This window comes from Pseudoalteromonas sp. OF7H-1 (assembly GCF_022347825.1).
GTDB lineage: Bacteria > Pseudomonadota > Gammaproteobacteria > Enterobacterales > Alteromonadaceae > Pseudoalteromonas > Pseudoalteromonas maricaloris.
Window position 1 is genome coordinate 1 of the sequence record NZ_JAKRFX010000002.1, and the last position, 24,647, is coordinate 24,647.

Genomic DNA, 24,647 nt, shown 5'->3' on the forward strand with positions numbered 1-24,647 from the left:
TTGATAGGCGAGATGTGGAAGTGCTGTGAGGCATTAAGCTAACTCGTACTAATTACCCGTGAGGCTTAACCATACAACGCCAAAGTGGTTTATAAGCGACAGAAGTTAATAGACTAAAGTAGACAAAGAATTTAATAGCTTTTTCCGGATTTACATTGATGAGGGAGACTTCATTGATGAACAGAATTTCCTGGTGACTATAGCGTTTTGGACCCACCTGACCCCATGCCGAACTCAGAAGTGAAACAAAACAGCGTCGATGATAGTGTGGATTACCCATGTGAAAGTAGAACATCGCCAGGGCCAAATTTAATATAAAAATAAGAACTAAAAAACAGTATTTTCCTGATGACCATAGCGTTTTGGAACCACCTGACCCCATGCCGAACTCAGAAGTGAAACAAAACAGCGTCGATGATAGTGTGGATTACCCATGTGAAAGTAGAACATCGTCAGGGCCTAATTAAAAAAACCCGTTACAGCAATGTAACGGGTTTTTTGTATCTGGGGTTCAGTACATCGCGAGATAAACTTGCCCTCACCAAAGCATAATACCAATCCGCCTTAATATTTGCTCAATTTGAAGGAGCAAATCTGACGCTAACCGCGTTAAAAATTTCTCATTTAGAGCAACTAAATAGCAAAATTTTCGCCTTGCCTACATAGATGTAGGTACCTTGGCGATAGCAGGACGCGGTAGCGGTGTTATCGACCAGGTTCTCTCGCCTCAAAATAGATCACTTAATTAAGCGAATTGGTATTACTTTAATATTGCGTTAGCGCCTTTCCATCTACGTAATGTCTCATCACTATGAGCCGTCGGCGATCACCCTTATCTCACGTTGTCTGTTCATAGAGTTATGCGATGTAGCTCCTCGTGATGGGAGTCTATTTAAAGTAGCCAATGGTGCATTCCCTAGTGCGATTTCTACCTCAAAGTGATATGCGTTAGGATTTTCTGGTGCATAGTTTTGTTTAGAGAAGAAAAAGCAAGGATCACCACTCACCCCCCATCGGACACCTTTTTTCAAAATATATGAAGCGCCAGGAATATTCTGCCACTGCCGGCCGGGTTGTTTGTATTGATAGCGCTGACGGATATCAATGGTTCTTCCCATGGTTAGCGGGCGTCTCACAATATAATCAGGATTGAATGTTGAGTGATCGTCAGTTACGGAGGCGCTTTGAGAACCATTTTGAGGCATAAAAAAACTTTGTGGTACTCTGCTTAATAGTTGGTTAAAAGGTGGATCATAAGCCCTAGCGGTAGGGTACCAGACATGCTCTCTAGTTAGGCAGTGTGTAAAGGTGTTAACATCACCATTAGTGCTGTCAAATGTGAATTGATGCTTAAAAATATACCTAGCATTATCAATCCTTATCAAGCCATGGGTGGGATCTCGAAATTGATACCATTGCAACTCAAAACCATGAAAAGCCATGTTGTAATTCGTTGGACGGGCAAAGCTATCGATATTTAATGCGTTGCCTAAATACACTAATGCAGTTTGATATTTTAGAAGTTTATCAACTGGCAGGCCGTGGATCTCGCCCTCTATATTTTCGGCCGTCCGATTATTGATATTTCGATTATTGGGGCTGTTTTGCGCATTACCACCTAGCAATAGAATAATATTGTTCAGCGAGGAAGCATTCTGGCGAAAGCTATCATTGGCAGTTCCAATGTGGTTCATAAAGTTACGCATAGAGACGACTGGCATAGCAAACTTTCCGTATTATGTTGCAACTAATTAGCGTGTTATTTTACTTTTAATTAAAATATAGTTTACTTGAGTAGAAAGCCAGAAAATATTTACATTGAAAATATATTGAAAGTGTACCTTAAGTAAAAGCCCAGACTAGTAGATGCCTAATTGGAGCTAGTTACTCCGAGTTTTATTTGTTCAAAGGTAAAATGACGGTGAATTGGCTGCCTTCATTGAGTGCACTTGCTACACTGATCCGTCCTTTAAGTATTTTGATAAGCTCACTGGTAATCGCAAGACCAAGACCCGCATTAAATTTACGATTACTATTACTATTTTTGGCTTGAAAGCTTGCTTCAAAAATATGTTGTAGGTCCAGCTCACTGATCCCAATACCCGTATCATTTACCTTAATATGTGCATAACCCTCATGTTCTTCTAGTACCAAACTAATTACTCCGCTAGCCTCTGTGTGTCTAATTGCATTATCTATTAAGTTTGACAACACTCTATCTAATTTCCCTATGTCACTGGTAATCACCAATGTACTTTGGGGTGGGGATATGGCTATCTGTAACTGGTTGGCTTCAGCTTTCAACTTGAACTTAGCTGCAACGTCATACATAAGTTCAAGTAGATTAAAGGGCTCAATATGAAGTTTGGTATGTCCAGCTTCTAGATGGGCGAGTTCAAAAATTTGTGCAATAAGATGATTGAGCTGATTTATATTTTTGCTGGCAATTTCGATGTGCGAAACGATATTTTTGTCACTCGTTTGTTTTTCTATCAGTTCAATGTAACCTTTAAGCGAGGCAAGTGGTGTGCGGAGATCGTGGCTTAGCTGTGAAAGTAGTTCTTTCCTTTGTTCATCTTTGAGGTTAAGTGTGGTTAATTGCTGCTGAATTTTATCCAGCATAGCATTGACGCTGCGACCCAGCTGATGGATCTCATCATGTTCTTCGGGCCAATTTATTTGGGCATCACGACTAATATTAAACTGGTTTTGGCTGACTTGATCTATATATTGAGTCAGTCTGGACACGGGCTTAGTGATTTTATTAAGCAGTAGTAGGACGACAACCAGCAAAAAGAACAAAGTGCCTAATAACCAACTTACCCCAAGCATTACCTTGTCTGAATTTTTTAGTTGCTCAATAATGCTATCGTATTTTGACGAGCCGATGATGATATATAGATAACCCTGCAAAAGATCTTGATTAAATACAGGAGCTACAGAGAAAATTTTACTGCCGTTAACACTCCTAGGATCGTCACCAAATACAGGTAGTTGGCTATCGCTCTTTAGGAGTTTTTTTAACGGGGTAACATCAATTTGCTGACGTTTAACCTCTCCAGGGGCTGCAGAGTAAGTTAATAGCTTACCTTCAGGGGAGACAAAGTAAAACTCGAATGAAGGGCCTAGGATCATCAAGGTGTGAAATAGATTACTCAAACCATCATAGTCGTACACTCCCTCTTTTATCAGGGGGTTATCGTCAACAAGATGGGTCGCAAGTGCGAGGTGTAATTGTTGTTCTGCTTGAGATTTAGAGACTTGAGATAGCGCTTGAGTCCACCACACAAAAATCGCTGCTATGACAACGAAAGTGACAAATAAGGTCAGTGCGAGTTTTTTGTAGAGTGAGAGCTTCATACGCTTTGCCCGTTAAGAGAGGCTGAATTTAATTTATAACCAACGCCCCATACTGTTTCTATCACCGTATTATTTGAAATAGCTTCAAGCTTTGCCCTCAGACGATTAATATGGGAGTTAACGGTATGCTCGTATCCTGAGTGTTGGTAGCCCCATACTGATTCTAATAACTGGGTTCGAGAAAACACGTGATTTGGGTGTTTAGCAAAAAACTGCAGCAGCTCAAATTCGGTTGCGGTAAGGTCTAATCTAACATTAGCCAACGAAATTTCATGACAACAGGCATCGATAACTAGGCTCCCAACTGCAATTTTATTGTTCGGGAAGTCCGCATTTTCAGTCTGCATTGGTTGCTTAAGTTGTCTGACATGGCGTAGCTGCGCTTTCACTCTTGCTTGCAACTCTCTCGTATTAAAAGGCTTGCATATATAGTCATCCGCACCAACTTCTAGTCCAATGATCCTATCGATATCGCTACTTTTTGAGGTGACGATGATGACACTACTCATAGGGTAAAGCGTCTTAAGCTCTCGACAAAGGGTTAGTCCATCCATATTAGGTAGCATTAAATCCAGTAAAATCACGGCAAAATCGTTCGCTTTAGCAGCCGACAATACTTGACTGCCGTCGGCAACATGCGTGACCTCTAAAGCTAACTCCTCTAAATGCACTTGGAGTAATCTCGCTATGTCTAAGTCATCTTCAACTAGCAACACGTTTTCTAACATAAATAGCCCTTTATGAAAGCGCAAACGCCTATGGCAGACGTTTGCGCATAGGCTATTTAACTCTCTCGATAGTGACTGCAAGCAGTGGGTTATCAAATTTATGGACACTAGTGAGCGTTGAACTTTGGAGTCCATCATCACTACCAACTACACCACTGTGCATCGTCACCATGTTGTGATTATCGTTGCGCTCTGCGTTAAAGCCCTCACCGCTATCTGCTGGGCCTGGTATGGTTCCCGCGGCTTCGCTATTCAGCTCAGTGCCAGCATCGTAGGCAAGTGTTCGATACATTTGCATCTCGCCTACTGGCAGCGCAGAGACGTCTATAGCATTTAGACCGGAGAATCCATCATTGGTATTCACCATCATGGTTAATAGCGATAACTTAAGCTCAGAAAGGTCTGTAGTTTTGATGGAAAGGTTGGTTGTCGCACCGGGGCCTAAAGGTCCATCCGTTGAGACGGATGCTTGTGTCATCTCTTCGGCTATGATGTCGCTGTTATTTCCGCCCTCTGCAAGTTGCTCTAATGCTTCACTCGCTGGCATGCCGACAGTAAAGTAATGACCAGACTGATGAAGCAGCGCTGCAATTGGTGACATAGGCTGTGCATGTGTAAGGTTCGTGATAGTGATGGCAAACTCATACTCAACTGGCTCTGGCTCAACCGGAGGCTCTGGCATCACCATATTATTGTCATTGTCTCCACATGCACTGAGCAGGAGCGCAGACATGGCAATTAATGCTAATTTCGCTTTCATAGCTCCCCCTTATTTTACGGTTACTGTTACTTTAGCTACGGGATTTAACCAACGGTGCACGGTGTTATGCAGATCGCTATTACCGCCGACTTGCTCGTCGTCACCTACGTTGCCTCTGTGAATATGGACCATGGTGTTTTCTTCACTTGCTGTGACGCCAGCACCTTGAGTTCCAGGAGTTGCACCTGGCGATGCCGGGATCCCTAAAATACCGGGTGCACCAGAGCCTTCGACAACCAATTCATTATTCGCTTCAGTACCCGCATCATAGGCATTAAGGTAAACTTCATAGGTGCCGGCAGCGCTTGGAATAGGCCACGCATTTAATCCTACAAATCCATCATTGGTAGGAAGTAGCATTGCCACAATTGAAAGGTGCGTATTTCCCTCACTGGTAGATATCATCGCCATTGTAGAGCCTGCGGGTGCAAGTAGCCCCTCAGCTGGGTTGGCGACCATATTGGCGTTTGAGCTTTCGAGGATTTGTCCTAAAGCTGAAATGTCACCGCCTTCGGCCATGGCTTGCAATGCTTCAGAAGCTTGCTCACCGAGTTTGAAAAGAGCGGTATCTTGATTATGAGTAGCCACCAGTAAAGGCGTATAGTAAATACCGTGAGTGAGGTTAGTGATTTTTACTTCAAGGTCTTGTGCCAACGCAGCGCTTGATAAACACGTTGCGACTAATGTTGTCAGGATTTTTGCTTTCATGATGTACTCTTCTTATTAGGATTAACAGTCTCCTTATCATGGCTGCAAGATATTGAGATAGGCTCACGGAGTTATCACGTTTTTATCACAAAAGCGTAGAATACTTATCACAGGGCTCAGATCAGCGGAGCTTAGGGTAACTTGAAGTACGCCGGAACGGTTCTAGTCGGTCGAGAACTATCAATTCGTTCTGCAAGGTAGGGATAATGAGGAGTAAAAAACTCCTCATTACTAGAGAGGCGGGTTAGGGCTTATCGAAATAACTGAGGTTGACGCCAAGCACACTATTGGCATCAGCAAGCGTTACTTTGTCTTTAGTGTTTGGTGAAAAGTTAGGATCGATATATTCCATAATCATTTCATTAGCAATTTTCCGATAGGCGATTTGTATTGCTTCTGACGAGCTACAGCCTTGGTCTGTTTCAAAGACCTCGCTTAGTGGCGCTAAACCAAACCCTTTTTGTAGCGCTAAATCTGTCGAACGTAACGCGCCTTCTACCCAGCCCTGATAATCAGAGTAAGCTTCACCGCAGGTAAATAGATTTGGCAACGGCTCCACTAAATCTTCGATGACGTCTTTATCATTCGCACCAATTGCCCATTGATGTACACCAAAACCAAATTGAAGATTTTCAGGGACATTGAAATTCACATTCCCTTCCCAAATTCGAGCGCTTGTGAGGGTGGGCTGAGGAACATAATGTGTATTAAAAATGTCTTTAAAGAATTGTGTCGCTTGTCGTACAACCGCTTCCGAGGCTGGAAAAATATCACTGGGAATAGATTCAACGAGTTCCGACTCACGAGGGTGATGATAAAGCTCACCTTTGTTTTGCAGTGCACTCCAAAAATTAATATTTAAATAATCACAGTAAATAGTCAATGCGGCTGGGCGACTGTATTTAGCGGCTTCTATCCCTTCGAGTTTGTGTTGAGTCTCAGAGTTAGGCTCTGCATGACGCTCGTTATACATAAGCGCGGCTGCGAGTTCATCATCTAAAGCATAAAAGGGATAAACAGAACCCGTTGGTAAATCGGCAAAGTTAGGTCCAAAGCTGACAGCTGGACGGCCTGTCATGCCGGTTCCCCACCATGCAGTGTCGTAGTATAAATTAATCTTCAGGAGCGGTTGGTTGCTTGTGCTTTGCAATGTATCCCATAACGCATCGCGCCGCTGCTTTGGTAGTTGTTTGAATACATCCGACGCTATGAACAACTTTTCAAGCGCGAGCCTTGGTAGCCCTAAAATAAGCTTTTCGGCTTTAAATGTTCCTTCGCTTATCTGTCCGTCTTGCTCGGTTTTGGTGTACTTGAGTACATATAAATTGTCTGCTTTATCAAAGGCTATGCTATCGATGCTCGTTTGCAGGTAAATCTTCTCTTTACCTATTTTATCCACCAGCGCGTTTGGCAGGGTGCTAAAGCCGTCTTTAAAAGTTCTAAATTCGACATCTGCAGGAAAGTCTTCCAAAAGCTGATAGGCAACCCCCGCATTCATTTTCGATAAGAAGGTGCCATTAAAGCCCAAAACACGATACAGCATGGTGATACATTCTTGGCTATAACCCATATCAGTGAGTAAATCCCACAAAGACCAATTATATAGCGGTTCACCTTGCCATTGACATTGCAGACGGAAATCTTGCCAAAACTCTGGACCGCGAACCTCTGGCCTTGAATCGAACTGTGGATTCACTTGCAAGATACGATTAAAAACAACATTAATAATGTCTTTGGGGTTAACACCTTGCTCGTTTGGGTCGAGGTTATAAAGTGCTGACCAAATATGATAGTCGTCTTGTTCGGCATCGTTTACCGAAAAGCTGGTACCACGAAAGTAGAGCCGGTTATTGCCGCCACTATTCATAGGGAAAGGGACTATCTGATCTTCTAGGCCTAACTTTAGAAAGAGGGCCATTAGGTCATCCATACCCTCAAATAGAAACCGCATACCACCTTGTTCTTCTTTGACTGTAATGGTGCTGTCAGGCTTTGCTCCTGCGCGGTTATCTCTGAAATGGATAAGATCTGAGTCTAATCTTCCACCTGTGCGGTTGCTGCGCTCAAAAATGGCGAAGTCATCAATGTTTGTTTCGCACTGTAATCGCCAAGCGCTATACAAACCAGACATACCAGCCCCTATCACTGCGACCTTCACTGCGTCTGGAATGGGTTTTTGACTAATATCTGTACCTATTTTGTAGTGAGTCATGTGAGTTCCTTAGTCGACTATGTCTCACACTTTTGAGGCTGACTGCTTTTATACCAGTTGGTATTACTTCCTAGCTCGCTAAGTGATCTATAACGTATCTATGCACTCCAACCTGTTGAGTGCACTTCCCAAAAATTTGTTGCAACAAGCCAAGTATTGCTTTCTCAACCTGATGCAAAACCCAGATACTACTTTAGTACACTGGTTAAGTTTGTGTTAATTTTTGCGGCAGGTTTTGCCAAGTGTTTGTCTAAAAAGTATGAATGGCATGAATTTAATAAGCTTTTATTCTTGGCTGAACACTAATTTGAGAGATGGAACACATTTGTTCCATACCGACTAAGTTATTTAGTGTTCAATGAGTTTAGCCAACAATGATATGGGGTAAGAAACGGCTAAGATCTTGGGTGATCAGGCTTTTATCTTCACGAACACCAATTCCAACTGCTTTATCACCGACAATCCATGAGCCGATGAGCGTATTGAAGCCCGCAAATTTGGGTAAAGGTGAGTAAGCTTGATAAATATAACCTTCTTCGCCATATCCACCAGCAGACTGTGCAAGTAGTTGTTGATCTTTTCGGATCTCAATATTCGCGCCTTCGCGAGAAAATAACGGCTTCTTCACATAGCCGGACTCGCTGTGTGCAATTTTATGCTTGTCCTGTTCAAAGTATGCCGGTAACAGATTTGGGTGGTTGGGAAAGGTTTGCCATAGCAAAGGTAAGATTGCTTTGTTAGATAAAATCGCTTTCCAAGCAGGCTCTAGCCATTGAACTTTTGCTTCCGATAATTGTTCGCTATATTCATCTTGAAACATAAATTCCCACGGGTATAGCTTAAACATCCATTGAATTTTTGAATCATCAAGATCGACAAAGTGTTGGTTATCAAATCCGATATCTTCGATAAAAACTTGTTTCGTTTTGAGTCCAGCTTCCATCGCGCAGCTGCGCATATATTGAATGGTGCCCAAGTCCTCAATGCTTTCTTTGCAGCAAGAAAAGTGTAGGGGAGCACCACGGTGGAATTTATGCAGTTGATAAAAGCGCTCTATCAGCGCTTCTTGAAGGCCATTAAATTGATCCGCATTACGCGGTAACTTACCGGCTTTTACCTGTTCTTCAAGCCATAGCCACTGCCAGTAACCCGTTTCGAATAAGCTGGTGGGCGTGTCATAATTGGCCTCCAGCAGCTTAGCTGGTGACTTACCATCGTAACTAAAATCAAAGCGACCATAGAGCGCTTGGTCTCGACGACGCCATGAGCGAGTCACTAATTCCCATTGAGACTCAGGAATAGCAAACTGTTGCAGAAGTGACTCGTCATTACACACTAAATCGACAAGGTGTAAGAGCATTTGGTGGAGTTCATCACTTGGGTCTTCCAAGTCTTGCTCAATTTGTTTTAACGTAAATTGATAATATGCACTTTCGTCCCAATACTTTTCACCATACATAGTATGAAATTCAAAGCCGTGGGCTTTTGCTTGTTCACGCCAGTGTGGGCGTTCATCAATAGAAATTCTTAACATGAGTGTAAAATCGATCCGTTTAATACCAATTGCATAGATACTTGGTAAATTACAGAATATGTAATAAAAAGCCGAGTGGACCTCGGCTTATCTTTTATCAAGCGAAGGTTGGCTTAGCTGCCCCAACTGCCACCACTACTACGAGAAGCTGTGCGGCCAAATCCACCACGACTGCGTGATACTGAGCTGGCGCGCGGTTTGTAATTTATAGTTGAGCTTTTAACCGATGTTGTACCCGAAGATTTTGCAGATGCGACAAACCCGTTTTGCGCATTTCGGTAGCTAAAGAAGTCATCACGAGAGCGATACAGTGGCTTTGCGCCAGAATAATAAGTGCCGCTTAAGTAAGCCGCTTTCTTCTTTTTGCGCTTTTTCATCATGTCTAGGCCTTCGTCTACTGCTTCTGCAAGTGCAGCAACCATAAAGCCTGCCATAATTGGACGCCAGATCCCACCACTCGAATTTTCACAGCGATCAAAGCCAAAGTCGCTTTCGCACAACTGCTCAGAGGCATATTTGGGCGCTTCTTGGCGATGGCTATCGAGAGCTTGTTGGTATTGAAACTGGCATGCTTCTTCTTCAATACCGAATGATGTACATTCATCAATGTTTTTAAAAAGTAACGCTGATTCGTCGCTATCACCACACGCAGTCAACCCTCCTGTGGCGCCCATTAATAAAGTCAATTTGATTGTTCTACTCCTTTTCATCTTGACTCCTTAATAGGTCATGCAAGCGGCATTCAAAATTCCGGTCGCAAGCGAGGCTCCACCTAAAAACAAACCAGCACTGATGTGATTGTTTTCGATTTTCTCAGATAGCTTTGGCATATACAGCCTTACCATGAAGAAGGTAATTAACTGCATGACTCCCGCAATAACACCCCAAACGGCAAAATCAATAAGAGAGACTGCATTGACAGCAGCACTGGCGATAGGTAAGACAAAACCAATTAAGGTACCGCAAAACGCAGTTGCAGCAGCAGGGTTGTTTTCTTTAACTAGTTTCCACTCACAATAAGGGGTAACTTTGGAGTAAATAAATAAAAAGACTAAGGTAAGTAAGTAGGCAAGACCGAAGTAGGAAATAAAAGGGACAAATCCTTGTAAAGAATCCAAAATCATAATTTTCTCTTTGTTATAGCATCGAATTTGAAATCCGATAGATATTAATCATCATCGTAGGTGAGCTGCTCCAGCTCGCGATGTAGTATATCATCATCTCCAAGGTTAAGTTCAATAAGGCGCTTTAAATGCGTCACACTATCGAGATCGATTTGGCGGCAATGTACACCTAGATGACCTTCTTCAACATGACGAACCTCTACCTCCATCGTAATTTGGATATCACTCCCTGGTAGGTAAAAGTTTAAACTTGCTGGGTCGTTTTTGAGTGGCACATAGCCATCGGGCAGGGTGAGTAACGCGCCATTGAGCGATAAATCCAAGATTTCGCAGCTAAAATCACCGCTTGAGGCCATAAACTGAGCCTCGTTTGAAAAAATAACTCTGGAAAAACGTCGACGTTCTTTCATTACTGATCCTAATAGTCCGTATAGGTAAAGAATAGCTTATATCATTGTGCTCGCTACTAAAAAATGACAATAAATTACGCTGGTTGGATAGGATTGCTGCTGCAGTTTGATTTGCTACGTACTTCCATAGTGCGGCATGAATAAAGAAAAGCAGGTATTAAAAATAATAAAGGCTCCTAACGAGGAGCCTCAGATTATCTATCGTCGATAGACTAGGGCCTGTTGACCTTTGCTGTTTGATTCTTGTTCTTCTGAGTGTGTTTTGGTCGCGACGCTCGACTTGCCGCCTAGTAATCTAGGCAAAAGTTGAGCAACAATGAACAAAGCGCACTCAGGTCAACCCAAAGGGCAGCGCTTGATTGGCATTTCTACTGTGTTATCGCCAGACTTACGTAGAATGACTACGCTACGCTGGCTCTGCCTTGTATAAATACCAATCAAACTGCTGCAAAAACAAACTTGAAAGATCAACAGGCCCTAATGTTTTAATTATTAGCCAATCTTCTTGTATTTGATACGTTTAGGCTCTGCGGCCTCAGCACCAAAGGTCTTCTTCAGCCACTCTTCGTATTCAGTGTAGTTGCCATCAAAGAAATTGATTTGGCCTTCATCACGGTAATCTAGAATATGGGTCGCGATGCGGTCTAGGAACCAACGGTCGTGCGAGATACACATAACGCAGCCCGGGAATTCCAAAATCGCGTTTTCTAGCGCTCGTAACGTTTCAACGTCGAGATCGTTGGTTGGCTCATCCAGCAACAGTACGTTACCGCCTGCTTTTAGTAGTTTTGCTAAGTGCAGACGATTGCGCTCACCACCAGAAAGCTCTTTTACAAACTTTTGTTGGTCATTGCCCTTAAAGTTAAAGCGGCCAACATAGGCACGGCTTGGTACTTCAAAGTTACCAATTTTAAGAATGTCTTGGCCGTTAGAGATCTCTTGGAATACGGTATTATTACCGTCCATGTCATCACGGAACTGTTCAACAGTGGCGATTTCAACCGTTTCACCAATAGTGATGTTACCACTATCTGGCTGCTCTTGACCGCTTAGCATTCTAAACAGCGTTGACTTACCCGCGCCGTTTGCACCGATGATCCCAACAATTGCACCTTTAGGTACGTTGAAGTTCAAATCGTCAATCAACAATCTGTCACCGAAGCTCTTACGTAAGTTGCTCACTTCAATCACTTGGTCGCCCAAGCGAGGACCAGGTGGAATGAATAGCTCGTTGGTTTCGTTACGCTTTTGATAGTCGTTTTGCTGAAGCTCGGTAAACTGCGCCATACGTGCTTTAGACTTAGCTTGGCGACCTTTCGGATTTGAGCGTACCCATTCAAGTTCTTTTTCAATCGACTTCTGACGTGCTTTCTCTGATTTTTCTTCTTGCTTCAAGCGTGCATCTTTTTGCTCAAGCCATGAAGAATAGTTACCTTCCCACGGAATACCGTGGCCACGGTCAAGCTCTAAAATCCAGCCAGCTACATTATCTAGGAAGTAGCGGTCGTGGGTGATCGCGACCACTGTGCCCTCGTAGTCATGAAGGAAGCGCTCCAACCACGCAACCGACTCGGCATCTAAGTGGTTAGTCGGTTCGTCAAGAAGCAGCATATCTGGCTTTTCAAGTAACAGTCGGCAGATAGCAACACGGCGTCTTTCACCACCTGATAGGTGCTCAATTTTCGCATCCCATTCTGGTAAACGAAGCGCATCGGCAGCGCGCTCAAGCGCATTATCTAGGTTGTGACCGTCATGTGCTTGGATGATAGCTTCTAATTCGCCTTGCTCTTTAGCTAGCGCATCAAAGTCAGCGTCTTCCATTGCGTATTCTGCGTACACTTCGTCTAATCGATTCAGGGCACGCTTAACTTCACCAACTGCTTCTTCAATCGTTTCACGAACGGTTTTGCTTTCATCTAGTACAGGTTCCTGCGGTAGGTAACCAATCTTAGTACCAGGTTGCGGACGTGCCTCGCCCTCGAATTCATTATCCACACCCGCCATAATGCGAAGTAAGGTCGATTTACCTGCACCATTAAGACCTAAAACACCAATTTTAGCGCCCGGGAAAAAGCATAAAGAAATGTCTTTCAGAATAGTGCGCTTAGGTGGCACAACTTTGCTCACCCGCGACATGGTATAAATATATTGAGCCATGAGTTTCCAATCTCTTTTTTAATTTAGATGTATTTTAGAGAAAGCCTTCCAGTGCTGCAATGTTGATAGTTCAGAACGAGGAAAAAACAATGCCCAAGCTAGTATTGGTTAACCATTGTAATTTTTTATTTACCTTTTAATAAGTTAAATAATCGAACTGTTTATTTATCCAGTTATAAATTGTAAGCGTATCATTCATAGGTCATTTTTGACCTGTTTCCAATCCGAGAAATCGCTATTATATCACTACGCTGAAGAAAGTTATCAGATGAATATGTTAACGGGCGTGGTGGGTTTTTACCGGAACTAAAAACTCAATGGCAAGGATGAACGGCTACGTTGTTTTCGCTTTTCAGCGATCCCCATTCAGCTAAGCAGAACAAATTTTCACTAGTCGTGTTTATTTTTTGAGGTAAGGAGAACAATGACACTTATAAACACAACCACATCCAGACTGGTGGGTCAAAGCAAACCAGCTCCAACAGGAGCCGAAATTCTTCGTGTTGCGCGAAAGCTCAGAGGTTACACGCAAGCTGAATCAGCCGCTCATTATGGTATTGAGGAGCGTACGTTAAGACGATGGGAAAATAGGGAATATAGCCCACGCTGGAATGATGTTATTGGCCTAGTTGAAGATGTGTACTTACTCGATATTTTAGAAGTGATAGGAAAAATCCATGACCAACAAGCAAGTGACAATTAAACAGGTACGTACTGCCCTTAAGCGCTGGGGTAAGTTTTGGTGTAGTAAAGAGCTAGGTAAGGGCTTTAGCCGTCAAGCTGCAACAGAAGCTATTGGCAGTTCATCAAGCAAATACGTGAGTGCAGAGCAGATGCATGTGCCAGATGAAATTGCTCAACTTACCGCATCAATTGAGTTACTTAGGCCAGAATGTAAGCGTGCAATCCGAGCTAAATACATGATGCATAACAAGGTGGTCGATGCAGCAAAAACATTGGGTTTTGACAGCAAGCGTTCAATGGAGTTTTGGTTATTGAAAGCTGAGCAAAGCTTGATGGTTAATATGTCGACACATTAGCAACAATAAAGGGGAATTGTATGTCCGTAATGAATACAGTAGAGCAACTCAAAAAACATGAGGGGTTTCGCCAATTTCCTTACCTTTGTACCGCGGGAAAGCTGACTATTGGCTATGGTCGAAATCTCGATGATAAGGGGATTGATGAAGAAGAAGCAGAATCACTGCTTGCGAGCGATGTAGAAAATGCTAAAGCGGCGGTGGCGCGCAGGATTGCAACCCAACACTGCAACGATGCACGGATGGCGGTGCTGGTAAATATGGCATTTAACTTAGGGATCACAGGGTTACTTAACTTTAGTCGAATGTTACAAGCGGTCGAAAAAGGTGATTTTGATACCGCTGCGCTTGAAATGTTAGATAGCCGCTGGGCAAGACAAGTGCCCAATCGCGCGCAAGAGCTTGCTCAACAGATGATCTCTGGGGAATGGCAATCATGAGTCTATTAGGTAGCCTATTTTCTGCAAAAACAGTGGCTCCGATAGAAGCAATTGGCAATATTCTTGATGAATTGTTTACCAGTGAAGAAGAAGTACTCAAGCAAGAGCATTTAAAGGCGAGACTGATAGCAAAGCATGCATTAGTACAAGCGCAGATCAATCAAGTTCAAGCAGCGCATCGCAGTGTGTTTGTTGCGGGGGCGAGGCCTTTTTTGATGTGGGTGTGTGGTCTAGGCTTTTTGTTTTCGTTCGTGATTAATCCAATTCTACAGTGGTTAATGCCTGAACATGGTACACCTGAGTTGCCGCTGGATGTGATGTTAGAGCTTACGCTTGCCATGTTAGGGCTTGCAGGGCTTAGAACCGTTGAGAAAGTAAAAGGGGTCAGCAAGTGAATCATCCTGAACAATGGCAAATGAAAAAGGAGTTTAATTTGGCCCACATTCTCACCACCATTGCGCTGTTGGTGTCTGGTGTTATTTACCTTGGCGACTTAGATAAAAGGATCACCACTAACTCCCAAGAGCTTGACCACCTCAAGCAAATTCGCCAAGAAGACCAAAAGCGCATCGAAAAGCGCTTAGATTCTATAGATAAAAAATTAGATACGTTGCTCGGTGCCCGCAGAGTGGGTCCGTAGCGCCGCTATTATCGGCCGTATTGGCTTTCTTTATCCAACCCCATTTAAAAGGAGAGTAGCATGAATAATGCTATCGATTTGACGCGCCTATCTGCACCTGATGTGTTGGAGACAGTCAGCTATGAAGCTATTTATCAGGAATTAGAAGCGCAATTGCAACAGCAGTTTCCAGATTTTCCATTTCTTCCCTCAGATCCAGCAATAAAGCTGATGGAGCTTTTTGCCTATCGTGAGGTATTGCTGAGGCAGCGTGTAAATGATGCCGCACAATCTGTGATGGTGGCATATGCTACGGGCAGTGACTTGGATCATTTGGGTGTTTTGTTCGGTGTAGCGCGAGAAGAAGCGGAATCGGATGAACGCTATCGTTTGCGGATCCCACTTTCTCTTGAAAGTCATTCAATGGGAGGCACGTCTGGTGCTTATCAGTACCATGCGTTTACCGCTTCTGCAAAAGTGAAAGACGTATTTGTTGAATCAACATTGCCGGGTATTGTTGAAGTCCATGTGTTACCAGTTGCTGAAGTGGTGACTTTGGAAGATAAAGAAGCACTGAGAACTGAGGTGTTACGTTATCTCAACGACGAAGATGTTAGACCGCTTACGGACCTTGTACGCGTGCATTTGGTAGAGCCAACGGCCTACACGATTGAAGCCGAGATTTACTTTAATGCAGGTATTAATACGGAGCAGGTTAAAGTGTCCATCCATCGTGCAATTGAAAACTTTATTCAATCGCATTACTTGCTCGGGAAAGAAGTACCCAGCTCGGGACTTATTGATGCCTTGCATCAAGGAGGAGTAAGAAAAGTGAAGCTTTGCTCGATGCATGACGACCTCTCACCAAGTGCTAAAAATGCCGCTTACTGTCGCGATGTGCAATTACATTTTCCAACGGAGTAAGGTGAGCTATGACAAGTTATTATAAATTACTGCCACCTGGCACATCAAAGCTGGTTCGCACTATTGCTGAGCAAGTTGAAGACTTACCGAGTAAGCTTGAGGTAACACCAACTATCCCAGAATATGTGGGCAAGCAATGGCACCCACAGACTTGCCCAGAGGCTTTATTACCTTGGCTTGCATGGTCTTTATCAGTAGATGAGTGGGATGAAAGCTGGCCGGTAGATACTAAACGGGCATTTATCGCCAATTCGGTCAAAGTGCATAAGCACAAAGGTACCGTTGGCTCAGTAAAGCGAGCATTGGCAGCGCTAGGGGTAAGCGTTGAGTTTTTTGAATGGTTTCAAGAAATTGATGATATAGCACTGGCGCCTTATCAATCAAAGCAGCCGCATACCTTTATGTTTATCGCGTGGGCGAATGAAATTCCGTATACCAGTGACGCTGTGATCTTAAGTCCAGAGCTTTACCAAGCCGTTAAAGATGTTACCGATAGTACTAAACCAAAACGTGCCCACTTCGATTTTCTAGTTGGTGCCAAAATGAGCCTAACACTGCAAACAGCCTCTATTGCCAGTGGTTTGCAGGTTGCGAGAAAGTCAGCGCAAACTGAGGCCGTAAAAGCACCCGCTGCCACCGTATCAGCGGCATTTGCATTGGCAAGCAATAAACAAATCGCAGCGACAGGCCGGTATATGAAAAGCCAGCATGTGAATGCGTATTTACAAAGCTCTGCGCGAGCAGGGCTTCACTTAAATAACCGCCGTCATGTGGTTAGCCGAATTTATTTAACCAATGAGCAAAGATTGCCTGCCGCCAAGTTTGACTTTACGACGGAACTTGCGAGCACTTTGCACTTTACTAATCGTCGTTTTCAAGTGGCTAGATTCTACTGCCACACTTATACCAATTTGTCTTAATACTTGCTCAATTTGAAGGAGTAAATCTGACGCTAACGGCGTTAAAAATTTCTTATTTAGAACAACTAAATAGCAAAATTTTTGCCTGGTTATCGACAAGGTTTTCTCGCCTCAAAATAGATCACTTAATTAAGCAAATGGGTATTAATCATCGCAGCAATTTAGCCTACAACCGCTATTGGAATAGCGAATATAAACACTTCAAATGATGTCATCAGCGTTTACCCAGCGGTAGTACCTATTGGTATAAAACCCATTGCTGTCATTTCATATCAATGTGCTTAATAAATCAGCTTATAAATCGAGTTGTGTATTGATGCGGGTTGATATCACTCAACAAAAGGAGACAGGTGCTGTGAGCACGATTTTACGGCCGACCATCACCACCGCGGGTTTGGAAGCAGTATTTAACGCCCAAAAAAATGGCTTTCAAGCGAAGATCAGCAAGGTAGGGCTTGGCACTGGCAACTATACGCCAGATCAAGGCCACCGCCAGCTACAACAAGAAGTCCACCGCATTATGGTGGCAAGTGGCGAAGATAAGGGGAATGCCCAAATCCATATGAGTGTGATTGATGATACCGATCACAACTTTTGGGTCAATGAAGTGGGCTTTTATATCGAAAGCGAGGCAAATGGCCAAACACAAGAGGTGCTATTTGCGGTGTATTCTTCACCAGATAGACCTATTGCTTATAAGTCGGCGGAAGTCGATTTACTTCTTGCTTTTGATTTGGTGCTAACGGGCGTACCTGCCGACGCTGTTACCATCGTCGATAACGGCGTTAATCTAAATATTCTTATCGCCCCTGAACTTGCCAAGCTAGGCGCAGCGCAAATTAACAATATGACTCGTCATCTTAAACAGAAGTTTGAGTTGATGGACAAAGGAATTTTATAGGAGCAACTCATGGCATTAGAACAAGATATTGCTAATCTCATTCAGTCTACGGATGCCTTAACAGCGGTGGTGGATAAAAAGGCGCAGCAGCTTGATAACCAAATGGCTGCCTTTGACACGCGTATTGCGAAAAAAGAGCAAGATGTCGACAAATTTATTCAAGAGGCGATGCCTGAAACACGCTATGTTCAGGATATTTTTATCGGTGGTTCAAAGGATTATTTTTATCCGGTGTGGTGGGCTACGCCTGGTAATGCTGCGGGAGTGAGTAAGTTAACGATTGCTCGTCAGTATTCTTGGAATAGTGACACACAACCCTTAAATACCACAAGCTCTCACCAAGCGGCACTTTTACTTGAGTTGGAAGGAAATGCAACGGCTTGGCACGGTGATTCAAATTTTCTACACGTTAAACGCTTCCATGAGCGTTATAACCCAACCGTAAGCCATGCCAGTTTTGCTATGTACTGCAAACGCGAAAAAGTTGTTTCAAGTTTAGATCTATATGGTGGCGGTGAAGAAGGTGCCTTTGGTGCATTCTGTGCTACTCATAGCGGGATTTATTTAAGAGGTGGCGGTCTGAAATATCGAATTATTAAAAACTGGAAAGGCGATGTAGGGTTCCATGACGGTAGCGATCAAGAAAGACGGAATCTATATGCAAGAAGCTGGGATAATTGGACAGTTCGTTGGTACGCAGAGCCAATTCCATTTGTCGAGCGTTTAGCCCCAACACTAAGCTCTATTCCATACGCAAACCATCCATATACACCACCAACAGCTTAAAGGAGTTACAATGGAAATTAAAACCTTAAAAATCGGTGATGATGAACTTATCAATGTACCGGCAGATGAAAAAACACTGGCAGATTTGGGTGTCGCCAGTGCTGATATTCCAAGCATTCTAGCTGAGGCAAAGCAGGCTCAGCTTGCAGCGCAATGTATGCACGCTAGAAGTTTTGCTTACCAGAGCGAGTCAGATGGTCTTGCCTTCGATTACTTAGCGGCAATGGCCGAATTTGGTGAAACGAGTGAAGCCGTACAAGCGGCAAAAACTGCGTGGCTGCAAGCGCGAAGCACCATTAAAAATCGTTATCCAAAACCGCAATAACACCAATCTACAACGACTTTAGGCTATTAAGCCCACCATTCGGTGGGCTTTTTTTGTGCCTGATTTACCGCTGGGATAACACTCGGCATTCCTTTTTACAAATTGTATTAACCATATGGAGAAAAAATATGGCATTAGAACAAGATATTGCCAAATTGATTGAGGCGTCAAACGACCTCACCGCAACCGTCGATAATAAAATTCAAGATATTACGGCGACTTTAGCTAGCAGCGTTGTTGATGCAAAAAATAAAGTCAACGCGGAGTTAGGCAAAATAGATCAAAGGTTTGACTCTGCCCGCAAAAAGCAGTCGCATTTTCGCGTGACTAAAAACCAAGCATTAATTCCCAATGAGGCAGGCACTTTTCCACACTCTTGGAGTGGTGGCTATGTAAAAGAAGCAAGACTTTTAGAAACAGTTACAACTGGAGTCGAAACAGACCAAAGAACACCGCTCGCAAGAGAGTTTTTACGAGCAATTAATTCCGACACCAAATACTTTGCAGGTAAATTTAATATTTGGGAGCTGGAATATTACCCAAACCGCCGGGGCGATAGTGCACATCTAGTTGCTTATTTAATGTACCAGTACTTTAGAGCACCAACTTTGGTCACTGTCGCGGCTATCGTAAAACATATTCGTGGAGTACTACCCAATGGGTTTTGGTGTGAGGGTTTAGAGGCAAATCAAGAAGCGAAGCTTTGTGGTAAAACCACTTATTTCGGTCGAAATAAATATAGCCACTGTCACCCTTATGTTCATGGTGAAGGTAAACCTGAAGATGAAACTGGCGTGATTCAAATTGCCCTTCCTGCAGTTGTGACAGGAGAAGTACCTTTGGATGACTGGGGACAATTCGCCTATTTAGGTGACGCTACACAAAATGCTTACGACTAAGGAGAATAAAAATGGCAAAACTAATAGTAAATAACCAAATTGTTGACAAGTTCTACGACGCCAATACCCCACATTTTGTAACGCAGGAGTTTGTTGAAGATACATTTGGAGTGGGAACAACATTCACACTAGAGCTAAGCGCAGTTGAGACAGCACTACAGAGCAAGCAGTCTGCGCGTGAGCAAATTGCTCAACAAGTTGCAGACACAGACACATTGCTCGGTACAACGGCAGATACGGCACAATTACTGCTGAAAGAGCTGAGCAGTTTGGTTACTTCACTTAGCACCGCGCAATCACTGGATGACGTTAGAGCTTCTGTGAGTGGACTTAAAGATAAGATTGGCCATATCCACGCTGATGTGCAATCGGGAAGCTTAACTTTTCCGTACCAAGTGAAAGGCGAAGCTCAGGTGATGCACGAAATCGCCGAGCGTGCAAATGGTGTCAGCCAAGCACTGCAAAGCAACGTTTAAACATACCTACCACAAGCACCCAGTCATTTTTGATTGGGTGCCTTACATCAGGCCCCATTATGTCTTTAACTAACTTCAGTGCGGTCAGTCTTAGTCAATTACCCGCATCCGATTTACTTGAACCCGTTGAGTTTAAAACGCTTTATAACGAACTAAAGCAAGCCGTAGAACACGCCTGCCCAGAACTTTCTGAGCTACTACCCAGCGACCCCATCGTCAAGCTGATGGAAGTCTTTGCTTATCGAGAGTTGCTATTACGTCAACAAATTAATGAAGGCGCGCAACAGGTGTTGCTGGCAAAAGCCACGAGTAGTGAACTCGATTATTTGGGGAATCGTTTTGCGGTGATACGAGAAGCTGGGGAGAGTGACGAGCGCTTTCGAGCGCGTATTCAATTGGCACTAGAAGGGTTTAGTACGGCAGGGCCAATTGGTGCTTATTGTTTTCACACGCTTAAAGCCTTACCTCAAGTTAAGGATGTTTTTGTTGAGTCTCCCGAATTTGAGCTGCTTCAGGCCGAGCCGCCATTATCAGACTTAGTACCAGAGCATACGAAATTGCTGCATTGTAGCCATGCCGCTAGGCTGCTAGATGCCGCACCGGGGGATGTTGCGATAACGGTGCTGACAGATAGAGGCAATGGTATACCAAATCAAGACGAAATCACAGCAATTACAGAGCATTTGTTTCAAGAAGACATTAGGCCTCTGACGGATAGGCCACGAGTACTCTCAGCTGAGGTAAAAGAATTTACCCTCCTCGCCACGCTTTATTTATATCCAGGCCCTGATGAAGAAAAAGTGAAATCTACGGTAGAGCAAAGCGTGCAGCAATGGTTAAAAACACATCATAAACTTAATCATGATATTCGGTTGTCTGGGCTTTATAGTGCGCTACACCAAGCAGGTGTGCAACGTGTTGAGCTGCTCTCACCTACCGCCGACATTATCAATACCCCTTGGCAGGCTGCGTTTTGTACACAAGTGGAGATAAACATTGCAGGAAGAGATATTTAATACACTATTACCGCACGCAAGCACTAAGCTTGAGCATGCGCTGGCAAAGGCGCTAAGCAAAGTTTCCACGACTCCCGTTCCACTTGGTAGCCTTTGGGATCCGTGGCGATGTCCCGAGCATTTTTTACCTTGGCTTGCGGATGCACTCAGTGTGGACTTTTGGGATAGCGCTTGGCCAATTGAAGTGAAGCGCAAGATTATAGCGAATAGCGTGCCCGATCATCGAATAAAAGGGACGGTTAGTGCGATAAAAAGCGCGCTCTCCACTCTAGCTGCAAAAGTTGAGCTTAAAGAGTGGTGGCAACAAGAAAATCCTCACGCGTTTACGCCGCATTCTGCACAGATCATTGCTTTGGCCGCTCAGAACCTAGATCCAGCAGGCAGCACGCTACTGACTCCTAAGCTGCAAGCACAACTTTGGCAAGCTGTGGTGATGTCAAAACCATGTCGCAGCCAAATTAGTTTGCATGTAGGCGTACAGCAAAGTGCAAATTTATCACTCAATACCGCCAGTCAGTCTGCGAGCCACCAGCGAACATGGATGTCTCAACAAACAGATAATGTTGCAAATTTAAGCCAGTTGTATCTTGCTGGTACTTCTGTTTTGCAAGGTGTGGGCAAAATATCCGGTGAAGTGCGCTCTGATCTCAAAAGTGCTTCCAGCCTTTATTTTCACGCTGCGCCTTTTGCTATCCAAATCCAGCGACAGTCGTTTTATTGCTATTAATACCTAAACAAAGCTGCTGCAAAAACAAACTTGAAGATTAACAGACTCTAAAGGAATGACTCATGGAACAATTTACGCCGCTTATTACGCAGGCGGGATTAAACGCGGCCGTTAATGCCAAAGCTAATGGTTTTACTATTGATATTAGCGCGATTGCGGTAGGCACTTCTGGCTATACGCCGTCTCGTAGCTAGACTAGGCTGCAAGGTGAAAAAAATCGAGTGGCGATTGCCGGCGGGCAAGTTGTTGGTGACGGGCAATTTCATATTACCGGACATTTTATTGACGATGCTGAGTACGCGGTGCGCGAAGTGGGTTTTTATCTTGCAGATGGCACTTTGTTTGCCGTTTGGTCGCACCCGCAAAATGTACTTTTTTATCAAACTCCAATTGCACAAATTGTACAAGGGTTTGATCTGCTGTTAAGTGCTGCACCCGTAGATGCTATCACGATTAATACTACAGGCGATTTAACGCTTTTCTATGCCGGTGAATTTCTCGACATGCTGGTGGCACAAACCCAACAACTGAGTGCGCAAATTCAAGCGAATCACCGACAAATTCAATTCAACAACAGACTACTACAGCTAGGAGTGTAATATGGCGGATTATCAGCCAATGACATTAGAGCAGCGCATCGCCGCACTGCAAGCCGAAAACGGCAAATTAATCGACTCAAATAATGCCCTCACACAAACCGTGATCGGCAAAATGGGAGAAATTAATCATGCGCTGAGTGACGCGCAGCAAGATATTAGCGAAGCGATTGTTTTGGCAGGAGCAAAAACAGATCAAGCGATCCTTAATTTTGCTGATAGTCACTCTGATTTGCGAATTAATTATTATGATAGGGCGGATCATTCTAAGAGCTCGTTAAATATAGAAGCTGAACCTGAAGCTCCACATATTTCAAAATGGGTTAAAGTACCTATCGCTACGCAGGGTTACTACACCTATCCAGCTCCTCAGGCGCTTACCAAAGTACATCTGACTCGTAGTTATAGTTATGCACCTGGTCACAGTGAAGAAGATCAATATAGTCATGATTGGTCTAGAAGCTTTCCTCAATTTGTATTAGCAAACTATGAAGCAACAAGTGACCAGATTAACGCTGAGGTTGAGCGTTTAGGCCTTCAGCCAAAAAGTACAGGTGGGTGGAATGCATGTGCAACCACTCAGACTATTGACACAATTAAGCTTCATGGTCTGCACCCTTATTCAATGCTATTTGTTCGCTTTGTCAACATACTCCCATCGCCAGTTAGCAGTGACAAAACACCACAAAACATCGTTGAATTTGGTGGTAACGCCACTTTTGCTGTTGACCGTGTTATTAACTACCCAAGAATCGAGGTGTAATTATGCAAGAACAAATTCCTTCACAACAAGACCATTTAGCGACACTCGCGTACCTAGACAAGCAAGTAAAGCGCGGGCAAATAAGCCGAGAAGTGGCAGATGTAGAATCTATTATTGGGACTACTGCAGATACAAGCCACCTAGTATTAGTTGAGTTTATTAAACTGCTTGATGGCCTCAGCAAAGCAACAACACTTGCCGAGATGCGTGCAGCGGCATCACAGGGGTGTGACAGCCTAGGTACATTAACCACAAAAGTGTTGAATAATGAAATTCAGTTTCCCTATCAAGGTAAAGGCGCTGAAAATGTTTACCAAGAAATTGAATCTCGCGCCACTGGTGTTGCAAGCATTTTAACTTCCTCAGAATAAGGCACTCTATGGCAAATCAATCAATCGATCTTTCCACTTTGCCAGCGCCAAACATCCTTGAACCACTTGATTTCGAAAGCCTGTTCCAAGCACGTAAACAACGTTTTATCGAACTTGCACCTGAATATGCCGAAGCGTTAGCACTCGAAAGCTCGCCGCTTGCGATTTGTTTGCAAGTTGAAAGCTATCGCGAGCTGTTATTACGACAGCGCGTCAATGAAGCCGCTGCGGCTAATTTGTTAGCTACCAGCCAAGGCGCCGATCTTGAGCATCTTGGTGCTTTTTATGGGGTGGCTCGGTTGCCCGATGAGCATGACGAAACCTTACGAATGCGTATTCGCAACAGCACCATAGCGTCCAGTACGGCAGGTAGTGCGGCGCATTATCGTCATCAAGCCATTGAAGCTGCACCGGGATTAATCAAGGATGTGTCGGTGCAAAGCCCAGGGGATGGGCTGGTGGTGGTAACGGTACTGGCAAAGTTTGACACTGATGCAGAACAGGTTTTAGCACAAGTTAAAGAGAGGCTATTTGACGACTCGGTGAAAATGCTAACGGACACGTTAGAGGTCAAGCTTGCACAGCCCATTTGGGTAGATGTTGAAGCTGAGCTTTATCTCAATACTCATGCTTCTGAACTTATTATCAATAAGCTGGAGCAAACGTTGCAAGACAACTGGCTCAAGGTCACGACACTTGGCTGGGATTTAACGCCAAGCTGGCTGCATGCACAATTACATAGTACGGGAATTAGGCATATCGAACTGCTTGCTCCAACACAGTTAATTGATGTGGCAGCCCACCAGTACGTTATGCCCAAGTCAATCTCGCTAACATTAAAGCGAGGCTAA

The 24,647-nt window shown here is 43.8% G+C and carries 30 protein-coding genes and 2 rRNA genes; 21 read left to right on the top strand and 11 right to left on the bottom strand.

Annotated elements, in window-relative coordinates; translation table 11 throughout:
• Positions 1-189 precede the first annotated feature (189 nt).
• Both rrf (MHN30_RS02185) and rrf (MHN30_RS02190) read left to right on the top strand, forming a co-directional pair.
• Positions 190-303: ribosomal RNA gene (gene rrf / locus MHN30_RS02185) — 5S ribosomal RNA — on the top strand.
• Between the two features lie 41 nt (positions 304-344).
• Positions 345-458 (top strand): 5S ribosomal RNA (rrf, locus tag MHN30_RS02190).
• A 351-nt stretch (positions 459-809) separates the two neighbouring features.
• Here rrf (MHN30_RS02190) and MHN30_RS02195 read toward each other — a convergent pair.
• The 11 genes from MHN30_RS02195 to ettA form a co-directional block, all read right to left on the bottom strand.
• Positions 810-1,721: a hypothetical protein gene (locus MHN30_RS02195; protein WP_239357713.1), complete on the bottom strand. Its 912-nt coding sequence runs from the start codon at positions 1,719-1,721 to the stop codon at positions 810-812.
• A 175-nt stretch (positions 1,722-1,896) separates the two neighbouring features.
• Positions 1,897-3,360, bottom strand: coding sequence for a HAMP domain-containing sensor histidine kinase (locus MHN30_RS02200; protein ID WP_130164618.1), 1,464 nt, complete (start codon positions 3,358-3,360; stop codon positions 1,897-1,899).
• Positions 3,357-4,088 carry a response regulator transcription factor gene (locus MHN30_RS02205; RefSeq protein WP_130164617.1) on the bottom strand — a complete coding sequence of 244 codons (732 nt, stop codon included), beginning with the start codon at positions 4,086-4,088 and terminating at the stop codon, positions 3,357-3,359. The genes MHN30_RS02200 and MHN30_RS02205 overlap by 4 nt, the downstream gene beginning before the upstream one ends.
• A gap of 52 nt (positions 4,089-4,140) precedes the next feature.
• Entirely contained in the window at positions 4,141-4,848 is a 708-nt protein-coding gene (locus tag MHN30_RS02210) for a spondin domain-containing protein (protein WP_039496099.1), read from the bottom strand.
• 9 nt (positions 4,849-4,857) lie between these two features.
• A complete protein-coding gene (locus tag MHN30_RS02215) occupies positions 4,858-5,556 on the bottom strand; it encodes a spondin domain-containing protein (protein WP_130164616.1) in 699 nt (232 codons plus the stop codon).
• Positions 5,557-5,800: 244 nt separating this feature from the next.
• Positions 5,801-7,768, bottom strand: a complete 1,968-nt coding sequence (locus MHN30_RS02220) for an FAD-dependent L-amino acid oxidase (protein WP_239357716.1) — start codon at positions 7,766-7,768, stop codon at positions 5,801-5,803.
• Between the two features lie 364 nt (positions 7,769-8,132).
• Positions 8,133-9,302 (bottom strand): glutathionylspermidine synthase family protein, encoded by a 1,170-nt coding sequence (locus MHN30_RS02225; RefSeq protein ID WP_130164614.1) that lies wholly within the window; start codon positions 9,300-9,302, stop codon positions 8,133-8,135.
• 113 nt (positions 9,303-9,415) lie between these two features.
• The gene (locus MHN30_RS02230) at positions 9,416-10,012 is read right to left on the bottom strand and encodes a DUF1190 domain-containing protein (RefSeq protein WP_130164613.1); all 597 of its coding nucleotides are present in this window, start codon (positions 10,010-10,012) and stop codon (positions 9,416-9,418) included.
• A gap of 9 nt (positions 10,013-10,021) precedes the next feature.
• Positions 10,022-10,426: a DUF350 domain-containing protein gene (locus tag MHN30_RS02235; RefSeq protein WP_010378315.1), complete on the bottom strand. Its 405-nt coding sequence runs from the start codon at positions 10,424-10,426 to the stop codon at positions 10,022-10,024.
• A 44-nt stretch (positions 10,427-10,470) separates the two neighbouring features.
• A complete protein-coding gene (locus MHN30_RS02240) occupies positions 10,471-10,836 on the bottom strand; it encodes a PilZ domain-containing protein (RefSeq protein WP_010378318.1) in 366 nt (121 codons plus the stop codon).
• A 492-nt stretch (positions 10,837-11,328) separates the two neighbouring features.
• On the bottom strand, positions 11,329-12,993 hold the full coding sequence (gene ettA / locus MHN30_RS02245; RefSeq protein ID WP_010604458.1) for an energy-dependent translational throttle protein EttA: 1,665 nt from the start codon (positions 12,991-12,993) through the stop codon (positions 11,329-11,331).
• A 424-nt stretch (positions 12,994-13,417) separates the two neighbouring features.
• Here ettA and MHN30_RS02250 point away from each other — a divergent pair, with 424 nt between their 5' ends.
• The 19 genes from MHN30_RS02250 to MHN30_RS02335 all read left to right on the top strand — a co-directional run bounded on the left by MHN30_RS02250 (position 13,418) and on the right by MHN30_RS02335 (position 24,647).
• On the top strand, positions 13,418-13,696 hold the full coding sequence (locus MHN30_RS02250) for a helix-turn-helix transcriptional regulator (protein ID WP_010378322.1): 279 nt from the start codon (positions 13,418-13,420) through the stop codon (positions 13,694-13,696).
• Positions 13,671-14,033: a hypothetical protein gene (locus MHN30_RS02255; protein WP_039496108.1), complete on the top strand. Its 363-nt coding sequence runs from the start codon at positions 13,671-13,673 to the stop codon at positions 14,031-14,033. Before MHN30_RS02250 ends, MHN30_RS02255 begins: the two co-directional genes overlap by 26 nt.
• 20 nt (positions 14,034-14,053) lie before the next feature.
• Positions 14,054-14,473, top strand: coding sequence for a glycoside hydrolase family protein (locus tag MHN30_RS02260; protein ID WP_017218911.1), 420 nt, complete (start codon positions 14,054-14,056; stop codon positions 14,471-14,473).
• Complete coding sequence (locus MHN30_RS02265; protein ID WP_010378328.1) at positions 14,470-14,868, top strand: 3TM-type holin; 399 nt, start codon at positions 14,470-14,472, stop codon at positions 14,866-14,868. The genes MHN30_RS02260 and MHN30_RS02265 overlap by 4 nt, the downstream gene beginning before the upstream one ends.
• Positions 14,865-15,113 carry a hypothetical protein gene (locus MHN30_RS02270; protein WP_010378331.1) on the top strand — a complete coding sequence of 83 codons (249 nt, stop codon included), beginning with the start codon at positions 14,865-14,867 and terminating at the stop codon, positions 15,111-15,113. The genes MHN30_RS02265 and MHN30_RS02270 overlap by 4 nt, the downstream gene beginning before the upstream one ends.
• Before the next feature lie 60 nt (positions 15,114-15,173).
• Complete coding sequence (locus MHN30_RS02275; RefSeq protein WP_239357721.1) at positions 15,174-16,016, top strand: baseplate J/gp47 family protein; 843 nt, start codon at positions 15,174-15,176, stop codon at positions 16,014-16,016.
• 8 nt (positions 16,017-16,024) lie between these two features.
• Positions 16,025-16,936 (top strand): phage tail protein I, encoded by a 912-nt coding sequence (locus MHN30_RS02280; protein WP_239357723.1) that lies wholly within the window; start codon positions 16,025-16,027, stop codon positions 16,934-16,936.
• A 355-nt stretch (positions 16,937-17,291) separates the two neighbouring features.
• On the top strand, positions 17,292-17,837 hold the full coding sequence (locus MHN30_RS02285) for a phage tail protein (protein ID WP_239357725.1): 546 nt from the start codon (positions 17,292-17,294) through the stop codon (positions 17,835-17,837).
• 9 nt (positions 17,838-17,846) lie between these two features.
• Positions 17,847-18,623 (top strand): phage tail protein, encoded by a 777-nt coding sequence (locus tag MHN30_RS02290; RefSeq protein ID WP_239357727.1) that lies wholly within the window; start codon positions 17,847-17,849, stop codon positions 18,621-18,623.
• 10 nt (positions 18,624-18,633) lie between these two features.
• Positions 18,634-18,948: a hypothetical protein gene (locus tag MHN30_RS02295; RefSeq protein WP_130164609.1), complete on the top strand. Its 315-nt coding sequence runs from the start codon at positions 18,634-18,636 to the stop codon at positions 18,946-18,948.
• Between the two features lie 128 nt (positions 18,949-19,076).
• On the top strand, positions 19,077-19,847 hold the full coding sequence (locus MHN30_RS02300) for a hypothetical protein (RefSeq protein ID WP_130164608.1): 771 nt from the start codon (positions 19,077-19,079) through the stop codon (positions 19,845-19,847).
• 11 nt (positions 19,848-19,858) lie between these two features.
• Positions 19,859-20,323 (top strand): hypothetical protein, encoded by a 465-nt coding sequence (locus tag MHN30_RS02305; RefSeq protein ID WP_039496121.1) that lies wholly within the window; start codon positions 19,859-19,861, stop codon positions 20,321-20,323.
• 59 nt (positions 20,324-20,382) lie between these two features.
• Positions 20,383-21,339, top strand: a complete 957-nt coding sequence (locus MHN30_RS02310; RefSeq protein ID WP_239357731.1) for a baseplate J/gp47 family protein — start codon at positions 20,383-20,385, stop codon at positions 21,337-21,339.
• Positions 21,320-22,066, top strand: coding sequence for a phage tail protein I (locus MHN30_RS02315; protein ID WP_239357732.1), 747 nt, complete (start codon positions 21,320-21,322; stop codon positions 22,064-22,066). Before MHN30_RS02310 ends, MHN30_RS02315 begins: the two co-directional genes overlap by 20 nt.
• A gap of 62 nt (positions 22,067-22,128) precedes the next feature.
• A complete protein-coding gene (locus MHN30_RS23775; RefSeq protein ID WP_275446458.1) occupies positions 22,129-22,260 on the top strand; it encodes a hypothetical protein in 132 nt (43 codons plus the stop codon).
• 27 nt (positions 22,261-22,287) lie between these two features.
• Entirely contained in the window at positions 22,288-22,665 is a 378-nt protein-coding gene (locus MHN30_RS02320; RefSeq protein WP_239357733.1) for a phage tail protein, read from the top strand.
• A 1-nt stretch (position 22,666) separates the two neighbouring features.
• Complete coding sequence (locus tag MHN30_RS02325) at positions 22,667-23,425, top strand: hypothetical protein (RefSeq protein ID WP_239357734.1); 759 nt, start codon at positions 22,667-22,669, stop codon at positions 23,423-23,425.
• Positions 23,426-23,427: 2 nt separating this feature from the next.
• The gene (locus MHN30_RS02330; RefSeq protein WP_239357736.1) at positions 23,428-23,796 is read left to right on the top strand and encodes a hypothetical protein; all 369 of its coding nucleotides are present in this window, start codon (positions 23,428-23,430) and stop codon (positions 23,794-23,796) included.
• A gap of 8 nt (positions 23,797-23,804) precedes the next feature.
• Positions 23,805-24,647 carry a baseplate J/gp47 family protein gene (locus tag MHN30_RS02335; RefSeq protein WP_039496136.1) on the top strand — a complete coding sequence of 281 codons (843 nt, stop codon included), beginning with the start codon at positions 23,805-23,807 and terminating at the stop codon, positions 24,645-24,647.